The organism is Aquimarina sp. AD10 (genome assembly GCF_003443715.1).
Classification (GTDB): Bacteria; Bacteroidota; Bacteroidia; order Flavobacteriales; family Flavobacteriaceae; genus Aquimarina; species Aquimarina aggregata.
In genome coordinates, this window is the sequence record NZ_CP031965.1 from 4128464 (window position 1) to 4145972 (window position 17509).

Consider the following 17509-nt stretch of genomic DNA (forward strand, 5'->3'; position numbering starts at 1 on the left):
AAAACGCTTTTTTTGCCTCCAGATCAAAAACAAAGGCTTTTAGAAAGTTACTTTCTAAAAGCCTTATCATAATCGTTTATATATAATTAGCAAATATGTAAAATGCTTAGAATGCATTTTATAAACCGCCCCAGTATAAAAATACAAATAAAAACAGACAATACTAATTAAAACCATAACCACTAGAATTTTAATAATAGAAGTTCTATAGATTATCAAAATAGTATAAAATGAAAAACAAATACTTTATAATTTACGTAATAACAGCACTATTGAGTTTAACTAGTGCAACGGCTCAAGAACAATTATGGAAAGGAACCTTTGAGGGTTGGGATTTTGGTTTTAAAGACGGAAAAGGAAACCGTGACGAATTTTGGAAAATCCAACCTAACGGAGAACTACATGCTATAGGAGGCACATGGTATGACCGCCAAAGTGGTATGCGCACAGCAAAACCTTACAGTAATTATGAATTAACATTAGAATATAAATGGTTAACACCAGGAAGTGGTGATAGAGATGGTAACAGTGGTATCTGGATTCATGGAGAAAATAATTTTGCTCAAGATAAAGGTGGATTTCCAAATTCTATAGAAGTACAGCTTAAAAAAGGAGAAGCAGGAGATCTTCTTAGAAAAGGAATGGATATAAAAGCTAGGCCTGGCTATCTTAATAAAGGTAAATATGGAAATGGAAGAATAAGACATGAACAACTACCAAGACGTAGTGACCCTAAAGGTACCATAGAGTATTTTCATAAAGAATGGAATACAATGACCATACGATGTGAAGAAGACCTTATTTCTGTATATCTAAATGGATTTTTGATTAATCAAGGGAACGTTTTTAAAAATGGAAAAGCTGTAACATCTGGATTTATAACATTGCAATCTGAATTAAAGAATCTAGCTTTTAGAAACATTTATATTGAAGAAATAGAGAATACAGAGAGTTGTTCTATTAGTCCTATAGTATATGACAAACATGGTATTACTAATAATGTAAGTAGAGAAGATGATTATGCTGAAATTGAAATTGGAGGCTATGTAGTATTATGTGCGATTACCCAGAGTGAAGGAACTTGGACCTGGACAGGGCCTAATAATTTTAGTGATGTAGGAAGGTGTATTACTATTCCAAATGTTCAAGAAGATCAATTGGGAATCTACACAGCTACTTTTGCTGGAATCAATGGATGTAATGCCTCTCATAACTTTGAAATAGGACTTGAAAAAGATATATCCGGCACCTATCATTTCATTAACGTAAAAACTAAAAAGTACTTGGATGCAGATCCAAATACAGTGGTAAAACAAGGAAATAATGAAGCAAATGATAATGATACACACTGGAACTTGATCCCTTCTACCTCTGGGTATTTTTTTATAGATAATGATAAGAATGACCGAGGGCCTTTGATGGCAGCATCTTCACTACATAATAGTATATCTTATGAGGCAGAAGAATTGCTTATGACTCCAGCTCCTCGAAGAGAGTGGAAAGCGATCAAGGTTGGTTATAACACTTACCAGTTTTTAAGCAAAGATGAAGCAAGAGGATATTTAACAGCAGTGGTTGGTAATGAAAAAGTAATAAATACAAATAACTTAATAGGAGACGGAGTAGCTATAGAATGGGAATTGATTCCTGTTTTTAATACCAAAAAAATAGATAATAAACGAACTATTAACAAAACAAATCCTAGTAATGTTCTTATCACTCCAGTCCCTAATAATGGATCCTTTACAATTCATTTTAACGGACAACAAATATCGGATCTAATAATTTACAATATGACGGGTCAAAATGTGTACAAAAAAACCTTTGGAGAGCAAAAACCTACGAGTCATTTATTAGTAAATCAAAATTTTGTGTCAGGAATATATATACTACAAACAATAGATGCAAATGGTAATACAACAAGTACCAAGTTTATGGTTGACTAGTGTAGAATAATATTATATGATGATCATCTTGCCTTTATCAATTCTGAATCAGAACATAAATCTGTTATTGAATTTAAAATAATTATTCCCAAGTGATTAAAAAAAATCAGAATTAAAAAATGATATAACATCCATCATGTTAATAATGGAAAAAAAGTAAGTAAGAATCTGTTTTTAACACATTAAACCCTATCAGATATGTTTAACAATGTATGGCTCCTTTTTATGTCTGATAGTTAGTATACAGGAGTTGAAATAATAAATTAATATTTAAATTATGAGAAAAATTTTAGTACTAGCTGTAGTTACTTTATTAGGAATGACAGCTACAAATGCACAAGTTAAATTTGGTTTTGGTTTTGGTTATGCAGTACCTTCAGGAGATATTGCAGACATTACTGATGGTGGACTTTCCGCGCACCTTGAATTAGGATATGGAGTAACAGAAAATATTGATGTTTCTATTTTATGGCAAGGTGATTTCCTAACTGGGGCTGATGTTCAAATAAACGACATACAATCATCGGTATCTTACGGAGCTGTAGCCTTAGGAAGTTTCCTTGTAAATGGCCGTTACTTTTTTACAGACACAAAATTTAAACCTTATGGAAGCCTTGGATTGGGATTAGCTACTATAGGATCGATAGAAATAGAGTCTAATATTACTACAGTTCAAGGGAATGTTGGGAGTACGTCTAACTTTGCATTTCGTCCAGCTGTTGGTTTTAAGTATGGTGTTCTTAATATGAACGCTGCTTATCTGAATGCAGGTAAAGTAGGCGATACTTCAATAAGTGATTTTACGGTAAATATTGGTCTGTTATTTACTTTCGGAGGACAATAGATTAGAATCAAATTAAAATACTAAAAAAAGAGACTGTATAAAAGAAAAGTATGACCACCCAATGTTATGCATAAAACAAAACCCTAGACATAATTATAACAAGTGTTGATGTTGAAATAATTATTTACGAGTACTATAGATAGGTTAAGTAATTAAATGAATTCTATAAAAGTAAATTTATTTAATTGAAATACAAAAAAGACCTTCAGTACAGTACCTTACAATTGAAACTATCATGATTAGTTAGTATGAGTTGAGTTTGTGTTTACTACAACTACGTTTCAATTTAGACCCCTGGGAGTGGTTACCTGGGGGTTGTTTTAACATTTACGAAGATCAGATAATTTAAGTTTTAATTTGAAATACAAAAGGAAAGAGTATGAAGAAATGTTTTTTTCTATAAGATTTTCATCCGTTAAATCTGTTTAAGCTGTTTTTTGTAGGATGTAATCCAAGAGGGTACTTCTACTGTGTTAACTTTATTAAGTATTAATTCAGTTTTCTCTCTATTGGGCGAATTTTTAAGGACTATTGTATCATTAGAATAAACCCAACCACCTTTTAAGATATCGTTGCTAATAATGTCAAGAAAAAAGTAACCGTCGATATAATGACTATTTAACCATTTGAACTCTCCATATATTCTCTTTTTTGTTATTTTAATATTATAAAAATGAGCCAAGAAGTTTTCGTTGTCTTCATACAAATAGGGCATATGAAATTTATCGTCAATAAAGAATCCGTAATATGAAGATTTAGTAATTGGGCTTTCCCAAAGCCCAGATAAAATATTTAATTGATGATGATCAGAAAGGTTTGAATCTATAGATTCATTATTTTGTTCGGTTAAATTTGATAGAATTTTTTCGATTTGGTTTACTCTTATTTTCAATCCTTCATTGACATCATTATAATTAAGAAGTAAATTTTCATATTTTTCATTATCTGATTTCCTTTTATCAGGAAAATTTAAGGAATTTAACTTAACCTCTAGATCATCCCACCATTTATCAAAGATTATGTCAATTTTATTATTGGGTAAATCAAGAGAGTCAAATAATTTAATAAGTAGTTTTTTTAACCCACTTTTATCTATTGTTAAGGTTTGAAATTGTGAGAGTGGGCTTTTAGATATTTCAGAATCTTTTATATTAATAAGAAGCGGTATAACCATAGAATTATTTATGTGCTTAGACAATGCACCTGCCTCAAAATTTATCCAAGGAGACATTAAATTTTCGTTAGTTAAACAAATTATACCTGCATTACATTGCTCTAATTCTTTTGCTAGTTTATCACTCCATCTATCACCTGGACTTAAACTAGAAGAAGATATAAAAGTTGGGATGTTTGGCAAAATACAATTTAACCAATCACCCAATATTGTTGAAAATTCATTGCTTAATTTTCCAGACCAACTAATAAATATTTTCATACAATTTTTTAGAAGAGGTTTTAATCAAAATGATGATAATGAATAGAATCAAGGAATATACCTTAAAAATAAGATAAAAGTATGAAGTTATTTCTATTTGAAGTAATGAAAATACTAATTTTACCTTAGAATATATAACCAAAAAAAAACAAAAACCTCTTTTGTAAGCAACACGTTTACTAAGAGGTTTTTTGAAACAAAATGTATCATGGCAATACATAATTCTTAGCACTAAAAAATTAAGAATATCATATTTAGATAGCAATAAATTAAAAATGTAAAATGGAATATAATAAACCCCCCGTCTAATAACATCCTATCTTTAAATCTTTTTTTTATCTAAACATCGATTTGTATTTGGCTGATATGTTTGTATTAATAGAACAACTGATTCATACAAAATCCTTTGTTACTTTTGTTTTTTTTTGACTTATATGTTGTTTAGAATAAGGTTTTTTAGAAAAAGAAAGTGAAGAAACCTATTTTACAAGGGAGATTTAACGGGTAATAACTGCGTTCTATGCCCCTATTTTATTAATCTTTATTTTATTATTTTTCCTAATCGTTTGATAATCATTTTTTTGTTTTTCAATGATTACAATCGTATTACATAATATTGAAATAGCAAATATTTTTTTGAATGATTCATTTCGATATTTTTTATTCTAGAAAAACCTTATGAGAGTGTGAATAAGATTAAGAAATACTCTTAAAACCAAATAAAGATGAAAAAGATCACCTTTGTACTATTATCTCTTGTTATTGTTACAATAGTGTTGTCATGCGAAAAAAAGGAAACATTAAATGAACTCTTAGGTAAAACTACAATGCTAACAACAAGTCAATTAGAGAAATTATTGGCACTTGGTGTTAATGTTGATAATGTAACACTTGAAAACCTTAGACTTTTTGACGGGACACTTGAAAAGAACCTTGTATTAGGTGATATTACAATTCCTGTTGCAAAGATAGATGAGTATGTAACCTTAAAGACTTCAGAGAATAATAAACAACAACTCGAGGTATCAAATATTGTAGCACCAGAAAATCGAAATATAAAAATTGTTGGGTATTCCGGAGAAGGGTTTGCGCTAACTTCAAAAATGCGAACGGCACTCTCATGGGCAGTTTCAAATTATAACAATTTATCTACTACTCTTAATTTTTCACTTACCTATGGTACCGATACTGATACAGCTGATATTATAGTGTATAAAGTTGAAGGAGAGGCAGGAGGTTCTGCTGGGTTTCCTTCCATTAATGGAAAACCGTATAAATATGTTAGAATTAATTCAGATACTGATAATCTAACTATTAATATGAATGAGCATATAATCACACATGAGATTGGACATTGCATAGGGTTAAGACATAAAGACTGGATGAATCCTTGCGGAAAAGGATTGATCTCGGATGTAGAATTTAAATTAATTCAGGATAAGTCTGCATTTCTTTTTGAAGACTCGATTATGCAATCCTGTTTCTCATCTACTAGCGATGGCGAATTTACAGATGCCGATAAAAACCTAATAACTTTTCTATATCAAAAAAAGTAAAACATCTTAGTACGCTATTTCAATGTATGTGATGTTTTACATAACAATGCTAAGACACAAATCATATAAATATAGTTCACAAAAGTTAGTTTAGAATTTGCAACGATTGTTCTTTTTTTATAGTCCTATTAATATGGCTTACGATGTTAAACCAGGTCATAGTGATAATGGATAATTCATGAATTTGATTTTAGATTTTGTTTTGGTTAGTGGTATGGTTTTTATCATGATCATATTGTTCTTGTTAATTCAACAAAAAGAACAAAAATTACCTCAAAAAATACTTGTTTTGTTTTTTGTTCTTGTACTATTTATCACGACGTTTTTTTATGCTTTATCACATTATATCATATGGTTGATACGCCTTAGTTTTGTCCCTAATGATATTAGTTTTTTAGTAATAGGACCGTTATTATTTTTATATGTTAAGTCATTGTTTTTAGAAGAAAAAAAACTTGTAAGAAGAACATTGATTCATTTTATTCCAGCTGCCGTATACGCTATTGGCGTTGCCATTCCTACCTTGTTATATGATATTTTTAAGAATGATACACTAGCCTATGTAGTTTCAGAAAACATATACATTTTTTTAAAACTGGGAGATGTACATTTTATAGTATACCTTATTATTTCATTGAGGTTATTAGCAAAGTACAGAAAGTTAACAAAGAATACACAGGCTAATGTAACGGCATATGATTTTAATTGGATAAAGATTATGTTAAGAGGAGCATTGTACATTGTTATATTCAATCTAATTATTGATGTATATGAATCTTTTTATGGAAATTTTGAATGGAATTTCGAGTACCTCTCTGTAATGTCTATGATTATATTAATTGTATATCTAGGGTATTATGGCGTTTATCAATCCAAAGTGTTACTACCTGACTTCTTATTAGAAAATTCTAAAGTAATCACTTCTGCTAGTTCAAAAAAACGAATATTAACCAATATTCAAAAAGAAGAATTTGAAGTTTTAGAAAATAGATTAAATCACATTTTAAAAACAAATAAGCCTTATCTAGATGAAGATTTAACACTAAATAAATTGGCCAAGGAACTTGCTACTACAGATAAGAAACTTTCTGCATTATTAAACCAGTACATGAATACGACTTTTTACGATTTGATTAATACTTATAGGGTAGCAGAAATGAAAGAAAAGATGCAATCCGAGTTGTATCGTAATTATACATTATTAGCAATTTCTTATGAATGTGGTTTTAAGTCAAAAACTAGCTTTAATAGGATATTCAAAAAAGAAATGGGATGTTCTCCTTCTGTATACCGAAAAACGTTTAGTAAATAAGTGCCATTGCTTCCATTGGAGCGATTCTGAAGGTCTAAATTCATTGGTTTGTGCCTTAATCAAAAAATCAAAACAATGAAAAAAACAATGCTTACGATAGTTCTCTTTACTTTTGTTTTAACGCTACAATCTCAGAAAACAAGTGTAGAAAAATCCATTTTTGGACTTCAAATAGGTGCGGTTGGAGTTTGGGTTCATCATGAATTAAAGTTATCAAATCAGATGGTATTGCGTAGTGAAATAGGCTTTGATATTAATAGTGGAAACAATGATTTTTATCCAGACACGAGTTTCTTGTTGACCTCGGTACTTACTCTAGAACCACGCTGGTATTATAACTTGAATAAGCGTATTAGTAAGGGAAAAAGGATAGATGCAAATAGTGGTAATTTCTTTTCCTTAAAAACAAGTTATCATCCAGATCTACTTGTGATTTCAAATAGCGACGAGAGTATTAATGTAGTACCAGATATTTCAATAATTCCTACTTGGGGATTAAAAAGAAACATAGGTAAACATTTTAACTATGAAGCAGGAGCAGGTATAGGTTACATATATTATTTTGCTAAAAATGAAGGGTTCACAAAAGATAAAGGAGAAACTGCTCTTAATTTACATTTACGAATTGGATATAGATTTTAATTTTTCTAAAATATGTACTCTTTTTATAAAAAAGAAACCCTTCTATAGCATGTCTATAGAAGGGGTAAGAGTGGAGCATATCGGAGTCGAACCGATGACCTCTACGCTGCCAGCGTAGCGCTCTAGCCAGCTGAGCTAATGCCCCATTTTTTATTGAACTCCTCGTAGGATTAATAAAGGAATTCTACTTTCAAAATCTTTTTTAAGAACGGTATTTTTTTCCCAAAGTTTAGCAAAAAAACCTCGTTTTCGTCTAAAAACACAGAGAAGGTCAGGGTAATGCTCATTTAAATGTTCTAATACACCTTGAAATAATGTTGCATTTTCAGAAGATTTATAAGAACTAGTAATCTCTCCTAAGTCTTTGTCGAATTCAGAATCTTCGGTCAAAAAATCAACTGTTTTTACCTGAAGTAACTTTAATTCAGCATCAAAAGCCTTCAAAACTTCTTTTATAGGGTTTAATGCGTTTTCTTTTTTTATGATACCAGATTTAACGGCCATAAGAATATTCTTGATAGGACTAAAACTATACATTTCAGGAATAACCAATATAGGGATTATGGTCTTCTTTACTAAGCTTCCAGAAATTTCATTTAGATAATACGGATTTTTAATGTCGCTATTTTCGGGGCTTAAAACGATAAGATCTATAGCATGTTCTAGATTAAACTTAGGTATTGATTCTAATAAATCTCCTTCTAATGGTAATGCTATTATTTTTACGCCTTTTTTATCAAGAGAAGCTAGCCTTTCTTCAATAGAAGATGCTGTTATTTCCTTAAGAGTTTTATTTACAGAAGGAAGACTACCAGCCCTAGGTAGTTCTTTAAAAACTTGAGCTACATATATTGTACCGCCTAGCTCCTGTGCCAGATCTATAGCATATTGTATTAAAGAGAGCGTGGTTTTTTCATTAGATAGCCCAAAGGGGACCAGTATATTCTTCATTCTAAATATTTGATTTGTGTGATTCGTTGGCAAAATTACAACTTTATACTTTTCTTGAATAAAAAATATGCAAATATGCACTTTGCAATATCATAAAGTTTATTAAAATAAGTATCAGAATATAGTTTGCGTATGCTAACTACAGGATAAAGTTAGTATTTTTGAGCTTTCAATAATTTTATGATTCGCAAAGCACAACTGGCTGATTTAACTACTGTTTATGATTTAACACAAGCTTGTGCTCAAGCCATGATTGCCAATGACATTTATCAATGGAATGAGCACTACCCAACCTTAGAACGTTTTCAAAAAGACATAGAATTACAAGAATTGTATATGCTCGAAGAGAATGAAACATTTTACGGCATTGTAGTACTAACCACAATAATTGATGAGGAATATGTACCCGTAAAATGGCTGACAGAAAATGATAGAAATTTGTATATACATCGTTTAGCAGTTCATCCTAAATATTGGGGAGATGGTTATGCACAACGACTTATGGATTTTGCAGAACAGTACGCTAGAAATAATGAATACACATCTTTACGATTAGATACCTTTAGTCAGAATAAAAGAAATCAGAAGTTTTATGAAATGCGTGGATATAAACGCTTAGAAGAAATTTATTTACCAAAACAAAGTATACACCCCTTTTACTGTTACGAACTAATACTATGAATAAAACTATTGGTTTTAAAAATATTAACCGACTTGCCGTGCCTGCCATAATAGCTGGTATTGCAGAACCACTGCTTTCAATAACAGATACTGCTATTGTAGGTAATATTCCAGAATTTGGAACCGAGTCATTGGCAGCTGTTGGTATTGTGGGTTCATTTTTGTCTGCTTTGATTTGGATTTTGGGACAAACACGAAGTGCAATTTCTGCTATTATTTCTCAATATTTAGGAGCAGGTAAGATAGAAGAAGTAAAAACACTTCCGGCACAAGCTATATTTTTTAATGTGGCCTTGAGTGTAGTGCTTTTATTATCAACCGTATTTTTTGTTGAAGAAATTTTTAAACTCTATAATGCATCTGGGCTAATTTTAGAATATTGTGTAGAATACTATGATATTAGAGTTTGGGGATTCCCTTTAACCTTATTTACTTTTGCAGTTTTTGGTATTTTTAGAGGGCTTCAAAATACTTTTTGGCCAATGATAGTTGCGCTTATCGGGGCACTAACCAATATAGGATTGGATTTTGTTTTGGTATACGGTATCGAAGATGTAATACCTGCAATGGGAATTAGAGGCGCTGCATGGGCAAGCTTGATTTCTCAGTTTATTATGGCGATTCTTGTTTTTGTTTTACTAGTGGTTAAAACTAATGTAAGTTTAAAATTGAAATTTCCATTAAATAAGGAGTTAGGAAGATTGGTTACTATGAGTCTTAATCTTTTTGTACGTTCAATAGCCTTAAATACAGCTTTGTATTTTGCTACAGCTAACGCTACAAAATATGGTGATGAATATATTGCTGCATATACAATCTCTATGAATATATGGATGTTTACTGCCTTTTTTATAGACGGTTATGGGGCAGCTGGAAATATTTTAAGCGGTAAGTTATTAGGAGCAAAAGATTATAAATCCTTATGGAAGTTGGCAAAAAGAGTTTCTACTTATGGAATAATGGTAAGCCTGGTTTTGGCACTTTTTGGATTCGTGTTTTATAGAAGCATAGGACAAGTTTTTACTACAGAAACACTTGTGCTGGAGACGTTCTATAGTGTGTTTTTTATTGTACTAATTGTACAACCTATAAACGGATTGGCTTTTGTTTTTGATGGAGTTTTTAAAGGTTTAGGAGAGATGAGTTATCTTAGAAATGTTTTACTGGGAGCAACATTTTTGGCCTTTATACCTACCTTGTATTTGTGTAATTTTTTTGATTTGAAACTTTACGGAATTTGGATAGCATTTTCTACCTGGGCACTTTTTAGAGGAATAACATTGATACTAAAGTTCAGAAAAAAATTTAAATCCCTGTCGTTATGATGCAAGTGACCTAATAACCCCAATAAGCGTTAATACATACAATGATCCCATTAAAATTTCAAGACGATATTTTTCGAAATATTTTTTTATCATGATCTAAGTGTAAAGATTAAATAGTATTAATGAAATATGTTTTTTAATCACATATTTTACATAGACTTTCTAATTAAAAAGAAAGACAAATAGCCCCACAGAATATGCTAATATTAAAAAAAGCCCAATCCTTAATCTGTTTTTTTCAAAAAATTGTTCTAACATGTTTTAAAGATAAGTGTTGTAAGTTATTTTTAAGGTGTTGTTGAATGTGTATTTATTATTAGTTTTTAACATGAAATAAACATAATTATAGACAAATTTTTATGGTTATGATAATATTATGAATTCAAATAGGGATTACCTATTTTTATCTCAAAGCAATACTAATGACAAAAAGATCTAACGGAAGCCTATATGTGCACACCGAAAACAAAATCGGAATAATAGAATTTGGACACCCAGCGAGTAACTCTTTTCCATCAACGTTGCTAGATAGGTTAGAGAAAGCTATTTTGCAATTATCAGATGATGAAGCCACATATGTTATCATATTAAAATCAGAGGGAGATAGAGCATTTTGTGCAGGAGCCTCTTTTGATGAATTAATGTCCATTACAGATCTTGATGAAGGAAAACGATTTTTTTCGGGTTTTGCGAAAGTAATTAATGCGATGCGCCTTTGTAAAAAACCAATTATCGGAAGAATTCAAGGTAAAACTGTAGGAGGTGGAGTAGGTTTAGCATCTGCTTGTGATTATTGTTTGGCTACCGAAGCGGCCTCGATTAAACTTAGTGAGTTAACAATAGGTATCGGACCCTTTGTAATAGAACCAGCAGTATCTCGAAAAATCGGATTATCGGGTTTTGAAACTTTGGCTTGGGATGCATCGCAATGGAAAACCGCATATTGGGCCAAAGAACAAGGACTTTATGCCAGAGTTTTTAGCACTATCGAAGAGCTTAATAAAGAAGTGCAATTATTTGCAGAAAAATTGGCAAGTTATAATCCGCAAGCACTACAAGAAATGAAAAAAATAGCATGGAAAAATACGAATCATTGGGAAAACTTGTTATTAGAACGAGCAGCTATCTCTGGTGAATTAGTACTTTCAGAATTCACAAAAAACGCATTAGCAAAATTTAAAAAATAATGCACAGAATTGTGAGACCATATTTAGTATATACATTGTTAATAAAAGTATCAATCAAATGAAAAGTAAATTAATTTATATTCTGTTTATCATATGTATATCAGGTTGTAAAAAAGCAACTACCAAAAATGATACTGAACTAGCACAAGAAATTCAAAATAATCCTGTAGAGGTTTCAATGGACACCAATGCAGCAAACTTTTTAAAGGATTCGTCTGTCACAGCACTTTCTATTGGTATATATAAGGATGATAAAACATACATAAAACATTATGGTGAAATAGATAGATCAAAAGGAAATCCACCAAATGATAAAACACTTTTTGAAATTGCCTCTATAACCAAAACACTTACCGGAACGCTTGCTGCTCAAGCTGTATTGGATGGTGAATTAAATTTGGATGACGACATTCGAAAGTATTTAGACGGTGATTATAAGAATCTTGAATACGAAGGTCAGCCTATTTTAATAAAGCATATACTTACACATACCGCAAGTTTGCCTTCAAATAATAAAGGAATCAATGAGCTATCCAGAAAAAATGAGGATAGTCTATCTTTTAAATTTGCCGAAGTTGAAGGAAAGTATAGTAAAGATCTTTATTTTAATTATTTAAAAGAAATAACGCTAGATACTGTTCCAGGAACAAGGTATAGGTACTCTAATCTAGGAGCTAATCTTATGGGACATATTTTAGAAACTACTTATGAAAAGTCATTTTCAACCTTATTAGATGAATTTGTTTTTAAAAAAGCGGGAATGACCAATACCAAAATGAATCTAAATGAAGAGGAACATAGTAGGTTAGCAAATGGATATGATGATAAAGGCAACCAAATGCCTCATTTCCCTATGCCGATTAAACTTTGGGGTGCTGCCGGAGCATTAAAATCATCAATGCCAGACCTAATAAAGTACATGCAGTTTCAATTAGACAATTCTAATGCTGTAGTTCAAGAATCTCACAAAAAAATCTATCAAGAAAATGACGATGAATGGGTTGGATATTTTTGGCGCGTTGATGAAAATAAAGAAGGAGCATTTTACCATCATCACGGTGGTATGTTTGGAGCTAATACATATTTCTATGTATATCCAGAATATAAAATGGGTATTGCAGTTACTACTAATGTTGGTGGGGGTAGAGCAGCATCAGTCTTAGGCGAAGTAGCAGATGGATTGGTAGATGATTTAAAGCCTTTTGGAGAAAAATCAATTTCCCGTGCAATTTCGAACGTATGTTTCGAAGATGTAGATAAAGGAATTCAGTATTATCACCAGTTAAAAAAAGAAAACCCTAACGGATACAATTTTTCGAATGAAAATGAATTAAATGTGTTAGGATACCGACTTCTTAGAAAAGGAAAAATCAAAGCCGCTATAAAAGTGTTTACACTGTTAGTAGCCGAGTTTCCTGAAGCTTCAAATCCTTATGATAGTCTTGGAGAAGGGTATTTTGAAGATAAGAACTATGAATTGTCTTTACTAAATTATAAAAAGTCTTTAGTATTAAATCCAGAAAACGATAATGCTAAAATGATGATCGAGAGGATAAATAATATAAGTACAAAATAACAAATGGAAATATTGAATTTTTTAGGAGGAAATGGATTATTCTTAATTTTAGGAATAGGTTTAGCAGTGGTATATTTTATAAATAGAAGAAAGAGAAGGTAATCTTCCTTAACTTTGTAAAAATTTATAAAATAGGCAATGAGTAAAATTCGGATCACCAAACAATTCTCTTTTGAAACAGGTCATGCATTATATGGGTATGACGGTAAATGTAGAAATGTACATGGCCATAGCTATAAGTTAAGTGTAACCGTAATAGGCACTCCAATTACAGATACGTCTCATGTAAAATTAGGAATGGTAATCGATTTTGGAGATCTTAAGAAAATTGTAAAAGAAGATATCGAAGATGTGTTTGATCACGCTACTGTATTTAATAAAAACACACCGCACAAAGAACTTGCAAAAGAACTTGCAGATAGAGGTCATAATGTGATTTTAGTAGACTACCAACCTACTAGTGAAAATATGGTCATTGATTTTGCTCAAAAGATCAAAGATAGATTACCTGGTAATATTCAATTACATTCACTTAAACTGCAAGAAACTGAAACATCCTATGCAGAGTGGTTTGCAAGTGATAATTCTTAAGTGAGAAACTCTATTGTGCTATATAGATGATGTGTAAAACCTTTTACGCCTTATAGTGGATTTCCTATATTTACATTTCAAATAAAAACTATGAACCTTCCTGAAGGGAAAAATATATATTTTGCAAGTGATAATCACCTAGGGGCTCCTACATCAAAAGAGAGCTTTCCTAGAGAACAGGAGTTTGTGAAATGGTTAGACGAAGTTAAAAAAGATGCAGCAGCAATTTTTTTGTTAGGAGATCTTTTTGATTTTTGGTTTGAGTATAAGACTGTAGTTCCTAAAGGATTTACAAGAACGTTGGGTAAACTCGCAGAAATTACAGATTCTGGTATTCCTGTATACTATTTTGTTGGTAATCATGACTTATGGATGAATGGTTATTTTGAAGAAGAATTAAACATTCCTGTATATCATAAACCCCAAGAGTTTACGTTTAATACGACAACTTTTTTTATCGGACATGGCGATGGATTAGGACCGGGAGATAAAGGATATAAAAGAATGAAGAAAGTGTTTACAAACCCTGTGGCTAAATGGTTTTTTAGATGGTTACATCCGGATTTGGGGGTTAAACTAGCACAATACTTATCTGTAAAGAATAAACTAATTTCAGGAGATGAGGATGTGGTGTTTTTGGGTGAAGAAAACGAATGGCTCGTGCAATATTGTAAAAGAAAACTCGAAAGTAAACATCGAGATTATTTTGTATTCGGCCATAGACATTTACCTATGGAGATCAAATTAAATGAAACATCGAGATATACAAATCTTGGTGATTGGATCACTCATTATACATATGCAGTTTTTGATGGTAAAGATTTACAATTAAAAAAATATAAGTAATAAAAAGGAGTAGTTCATAAAACTACTCCTTTTGCAATATTTTGACGATTGATTACTTCAATATCATTTGTTTTACAACAGTTTTATTACCTACTTTTACTTTTACTAAGTATAAACCAGCACTACCAACAACATTACTAAATTCATTTAGTGAAATGGTATTAGCTCCTGATCTTAAGATTCCTAAATCTTTTTTTGCAATACTTCTTCCATTTAAATCCATAATCTCTAATGTAGATGATACTTTGTTTTGAGTATCAATTTGGAGATTAACATTACTTAGGGTAGATGGATTAGGATATACACTAATATTTGTACTCAAAAGGTCTCCACTTTTACTGGTAGCGATTCTTGATGAAGAAAGTCCTTTGATTACGAATTTCTCCCATGCTCCAATAGCTCCTCGATTACAATTAGCCGCACCATTACCATTTTCATGACTTACATATTTTCCATTGTTTCCTCTAATAGCATATACATCACCTCCTTGGGATACTAATGTGAATTTTTCCCAAGCTCCAACGGCATTACGATTTGCAGTCATGCGCTTATTTCCATTCTCAGAGCTTACATATTTTCCATTACTAGCCTTAATGCTTACAGTACCGTTTCCTGCAGATTGAACTGAAAATTTTTGTTGGTTTCCAGCGCTACCACTGTTAAAATTCATGTTTGTGCTTAGGTACTTATTGATAGATTGACCTTTAAAAGTAACAGATCCGCCGCTATTATTACCTCCTCCGTTATTTCCACCGCCATTACCGCCAAATCGTGCTCTGGTTCTTAACCACGCCATGTCATATCCAGGTCCTTTACATTTACATCCTTTGCTACCTTGATCTACACGACCAGGACATACTTTTTCATCCTTAATTCTCTTACCTTGTATAGTGATTGCATCTCCGTGTCCTGGTTCGTTACCACACTGTATGGTATTGTATCGTGGATCTCCGTTTCGTATGTTTCTGAATTTAGGATGCTTTTTAAGCTCATCGCAGATGTCTTTAATATTTCTTCCTTGCCCGTTGATGGTGATTTTGAAATTACCAACACCATGATCAAAAGAAGATTTACAGAAACAAAGATCATTTGCTTGATAGCTATCTGTCCATGAGTTTGCGTTAGGAACTATTTTTACACCTTGATCATAGGTATCTTGACCGGTACATCCTGTATCAGGTACTTTTGCAAGAGAACCGTCAGCCTTAGGATTTGATTGTGCAATTACTGAAGTAATGCTTAGAGCAAGTAAAAAAATAAAAATAGATAATTTACGTTTCATAATTGTGTAGTTAGTTTAAATGAGTTAGTTTGAAATTTTATTGTTATTATATCAAAGGTCTGATTATAAGTGTATAAACTACGTTTAAAAGGAGTACATTAGGGGTACATTTAAGTATTCAAGAATACATAAAGCATACTTTTAAGAGAATTAAAGTGATTGAAAAATAAAGTATAGTACGAAGCGCTATACTTATTGAGAAATTGGAAGCTTCAAAATCAAAACAGATATTCCTATTAAAGAATTAGACAAAATAAGTTTATCATGGTATAAGTTTAGTGAGTAAATCTACTGTATAGAATTTAAACTTTCTGTTTTTTTTGCCTTAATGAAATGATTTCTTCAGGAATTTCAATACCTATTTCTTCCGAGATTTTAAGAGCTTTTGAGTGTTCTATAAAAATCACCTGATTATTGAAAATGGCTTCGATGAGGTAATGGTTACCATTAAAATAAGCACCTTTTACTTCTGCTTTTATAGTTGATTTTGAATTTATGATTAATTCATGAGGATAAATAAGAAGAATAGTTTCATCTTTTGTATCAGAAAATGAAGAAAGTTTGATTTGATTTACTTCTCCAAAAAGAGAAGCGATATAGTAATCTGTGGGGTTTTGATACAGATCAACCGTGTTTTCTTTGGCTACTATTTCACCATGTCGAATGACAATGGTTTGATCTGTAAAAGAAAGAATATCGGTTTTATCGTGGGTAGCAGTAATACTTGTGATTTTATTTCTGATAAGGTATTTATATAAATTTCTACGTAATGCACTCCTTCTAAAATTATCTATGTTTCCGAAAGGCTCATCTAGTAATAATATTTCAGGCTTTTTGGCAAGTGCTTTTGCTAGAGCCACTCTTTGTTTTTGTCCGCCACTTAAGTTTTCAACTTTTATATTTGCAAATGCAGTCATTTCTACTATTTCTAGTAACTCATTTACGCGACCCTTTTTAAGGTCAGGTTCAAAATTAGAGAGATACTGGCCAATATTTTCTGAAACACTTCGATACGGTTGTAATTCAAAACCCTGGGACAGGTATTTCATATTTTCTTGACCTGGGATTAAATGGAAACTCGGGCCTAGTATTTTTTTATCTTCCCAATATAATTCACCTTCATGTACATCCAGTAGCCCATAAATGATCTTAAGTAATGTGCTTTTACCACAACCACTAGCTCCAATCAACGCAATGTGTTGTCCTTTTTCAATAGTAAAAGAGACATTTTTTAAAATCGGTTCGGTAGTATACGCAAAGGATATATTCTGTACTGTAAGCATACTCAAATATATTGAACTTTGACGAAGTTATACACTAAAAAATCCGCTTCTT

The 17509-nt window shown here is 31.4% G+C and carries 15 protein-coding genes and 1 tRNA gene; 11 read left to right on the forward strand and 5 right to left on the reverse strand.

Features of this window, described 5'->3' with window-relative positions:
• Window positions 1–230: 230 nt before the first annotated feature.
• Together D1816_RS17005 and D1816_RS17010 are read left to right on the forward strand one after the other, a co-directional pair.
• The gene (locus D1816_RS17005) at window positions 231–1946 is read left to right on the forward strand and encodes a family 16 glycoside hydrolase (RefSeq protein ID WP_118504392.1); all 1716 of its coding nucleotides are present in this window, start codon (window positions 231–233) and stop codon (window positions 1944–1946) included.
• A 277-nt stretch (window positions 1947–2223) separates the two neighbouring features.
• Window positions 2224–2790: an outer membrane beta-barrel protein gene (locus D1816_RS17010; RefSeq protein ID WP_118504394.1), complete on the forward strand. Its 567-nt coding sequence runs from the start codon at window positions 2224–2226 to the stop codon at window positions 2788–2790.
• A gap of 415 nt (window positions 2791–3205) precedes the next feature.
• On the opposite strand, the gene D1816_RS17015 is transcribed toward D1816_RS17010, so the two are convergent.
• Entirely contained in the window at window positions 3206–4225 is a 1020-nt protein-coding gene (locus D1816_RS17015) for a toll/interleukin-1 receptor domain-containing protein (protein ID WP_118504396.1), read from the reverse strand.
• Between the two features lie 725 nt (window positions 4226–4950).
• On the opposite strand from D1816_RS17015, the gene D1816_RS17020 reads away from it, so the two are divergent.
• The 3 genes from D1816_RS17020 (at window position 4951) to D1816_RS17030 (ending at window position 7735) form a co-directional block, all read left to right on the forward strand.
• The gene (locus tag D1816_RS17020) at window positions 4951–5781 is read left to right on the forward strand and encodes a M57 family metalloprotease (protein WP_118504398.1); all 831 of its coding nucleotides are present in this window, start codon (window positions 4951–4953) and stop codon (window positions 5779–5781) included.
• 178 nt (window positions 5782–5959) lie between these two features.
• A complete protein-coding gene (locus D1816_RS17025) occupies window positions 5960–7093 on the forward strand; it encodes an AraC family transcriptional regulator (protein ID WP_066315344.1) in 1134 nt (377 codons plus the stop codon).
• 75 nt (window positions 7094–7168) lie between these two features.
• On the forward strand, window positions 7169–7735 hold the full coding sequence (locus D1816_RS17030; RefSeq protein WP_066315346.1) for a hypothetical protein: 567 nt from the start codon (window positions 7169–7171) through the stop codon (window positions 7733–7735).
• A gap of 71 nt (window positions 7736–7806) precedes the next feature.
• Here the strand turns inward: D1816_RS17030 and D1816_RS17035 are convergent.
• Together D1816_RS17035 and D1816_RS17040 are read right to left on the reverse strand one after the other, a co-directional pair.
• Window positions 7807–7880 (reverse strand) — tRNA-Ala (locus D1816_RS17035).
• A gap of 5 nt (window positions 7881–7885) precedes the next feature.
• The gene (locus tag D1816_RS17040; protein ID WP_118504400.1) at window positions 7886–8686 is read right to left on the reverse strand and encodes a universal stress protein; all 801 of its coding nucleotides are present in this window, start codon (window positions 8684–8686) and stop codon (window positions 7886–7888) included.
• 180 nt (window positions 8687–8866) lie between these two features.
• Between D1816_RS17040 and D1816_RS17045 the strand changes: the two genes are divergently transcribed.
• The 6 genes from D1816_RS17045 (at window position 8867) to D1816_RS17070 (ending at window position 14892) form a co-directional block, all read left to right on the forward strand.
• Complete coding sequence (locus D1816_RS17045; protein ID WP_066315350.1) at window positions 8867–9367, forward strand: GNAT family N-acetyltransferase; 501 nt, start codon at window positions 8867–8869, stop codon at window positions 9365–9367.
• Window positions 9364–10692, forward strand: a complete 1329-nt coding sequence (locus D1816_RS17050; RefSeq protein ID WP_118504402.1) for an MATE family efflux transporter — start codon at window positions 9364–9366, stop codon at window positions 10690–10692. Before D1816_RS17045 ends, D1816_RS17050 begins: the two co-directional genes overlap by 4 nt.
• A gap of 422 nt (window positions 10693–11114) precedes the next feature.
• Window positions 11115–11879, forward strand: coding sequence for an enoyl-CoA hydratase/isomerase family protein (locus D1816_RS17055; protein WP_066315354.1), 765 nt, complete (start codon window positions 11115–11117; stop codon window positions 11877–11879).
• A 58-nt stretch (window positions 11880–11937) separates the two neighbouring features.
• The gene (locus D1816_RS17060; RefSeq protein WP_118504404.1) at window positions 11938–13455 is read left to right on the forward strand and encodes a serine hydrolase domain-containing protein; all 1518 of its coding nucleotides are present in this window, start codon (window positions 11938–11940) and stop codon (window positions 13453–13455) included.
• A gap of 138 nt (window positions 13456–13593) precedes the next feature.
• The gene (locus D1816_RS17065; RefSeq protein WP_066315357.1) at window positions 13594–14046 is read left to right on the forward strand and encodes a 6-carboxytetrahydropterin synthase; all 453 of its coding nucleotides are present in this window, start codon (window positions 13594–13596) and stop codon (window positions 14044–14046) included.
• Window positions 14047–14136: 90 nt separating this feature from the next.
• A complete protein-coding gene (locus D1816_RS17070) occupies window positions 14137–14892 on the forward strand; it encodes a UDP-2,3-diacylglucosamine diphosphatase (RefSeq protein WP_118504406.1) in 756 nt (251 codons plus the stop codon).
• A 52-nt stretch (window positions 14893–14944) separates the two neighbouring features.
• Here the strand turns inward: D1816_RS17070 and D1816_RS17075 are convergent, their stop codons facing one another.
• Both D1816_RS17075 and D1816_RS17080 read right to left on the reverse strand, forming a co-directional pair.
• A complete protein-coding gene (locus D1816_RS17075) occupies window positions 14945–16174 on the reverse strand; it encodes a T9SS type A sorting domain-containing protein (protein WP_066315361.1) in 1230 nt (409 codons plus the stop codon).
• A 302-nt stretch (window positions 16175–16476) separates the two neighbouring features.
• On the reverse strand, window positions 16477–17457 hold the full coding sequence (locus D1816_RS17080; protein ID WP_118504408.1) for an ABC transporter ATP-binding protein: 981 nt from the start codon (window positions 17455–17457) through the stop codon (window positions 16477–16479).
• Between the last annotated feature and the right edge of the window lie 52 nt (window positions 17458–17509).

What these genes read in the sequence shown, in the direction of transcription:
- D1816_RS17075 (WP_066315361.1), bottom strand. Translation starts at nt 16,174, where the DNA reads ATGAAACGTAAATTATCTATTTTTATTTTTTTACTTGCTCTAAGCATT.
- D1816_RS17025 (WP_066315344.1), top strand. Translation starts at nt 5,960, where the DNA reads ATGAATTTGATTTTAGATTTTGTTTTGGTTAGTGGTATGGTTTTTATC.
- D1816_RS17045 (WP_066315350.1), top strand. Translation starts at nt 8,867, where the DNA reads ATGATTCGCAAAGCACAACTGGCTGATTTAACTACTGTTTATGATTTA.
- D1816_RS17070 (WP_118504406.1), top strand. Translation starts at nt 14,137, where the DNA reads ATGAACCTTCCTGAAGGGAAAAATATATATTTTGCAAGTGATAATCAC.
- D1816_RS17020 (WP_118504398.1), top strand. Translation starts at nt 4,951, where the DNA reads ATGAAAAAGATCACCTTTGTACTATTATCTCTTGTTATTGTTACAATA.
- D1816_RS17065 (WP_066315357.1), top strand. Translation starts at nt 13,594, where the DNA reads ATGAGTAAAATTCGGATCACCAAACAATTCTCTTTTGAAACAGGTCAT.
- D1816_RS17055 (WP_066315354.1), top strand. Translation starts at nt 11,115, where the DNA reads ATGACAAAAAGATCTAACGGAAGCCTATATGTGCACACCGAAAACAAA.
- D1816_RS17080 (WP_118504408.1), bottom strand. Translation starts at nt 17,457, where the DNA reads ATGCTTACAGTACAGAATATATCCTTTGCGTATACTACCGAACCGATT.
- D1816_RS17005 (WP_118504392.1), top strand. Translation starts at nt 231, where the DNA reads ATGAAAAACAAATACTTTATAATTTACGTAATAACAGCACTATTGAGT.
- D1816_RS17040 (WP_118504400.1), bottom strand. Translation starts at nt 8,686, where the DNA reads ATGAAGAATATACTGGTCCCCTTTGGGCTATCTAATGAAAAAACCACG.
- D1816_RS17050 (WP_118504402.1), top strand. Translation starts at nt 9,364, where the DNA reads ATGAATAAAACTATTGGTTTTAAAAATATTAACCGACTTGCCGTGCCT.
- D1816_RS17060 (WP_118504404.1), top strand. Translation starts at nt 11,938, where the DNA reads ATGAAAAGTAAATTAATTTATATTCTGTTTATCATATGTATATCAGGT.
- D1816_RS17015 (WP_118504396.1), bottom strand. Translation starts at nt 4,225, where the DNA reads ATGAAAATATTTATTAGTTGGTCTGGAAAATTAAGCAATGAATTTTCA.
- D1816_RS17010 (WP_118504394.1), top strand. Translation starts at nt 2,224, where the DNA reads ATGAGAAAAATTTTAGTACTAGCTGTAGTTACTTTATTAGGAATGACA.
- D1816_RS17030 (WP_066315346.1), top strand. Translation starts at nt 7,169, where the DNA reads ATGAAAAAAACAATGCTTACGATAGTTCTCTTTACTTTTGTTTTAACG.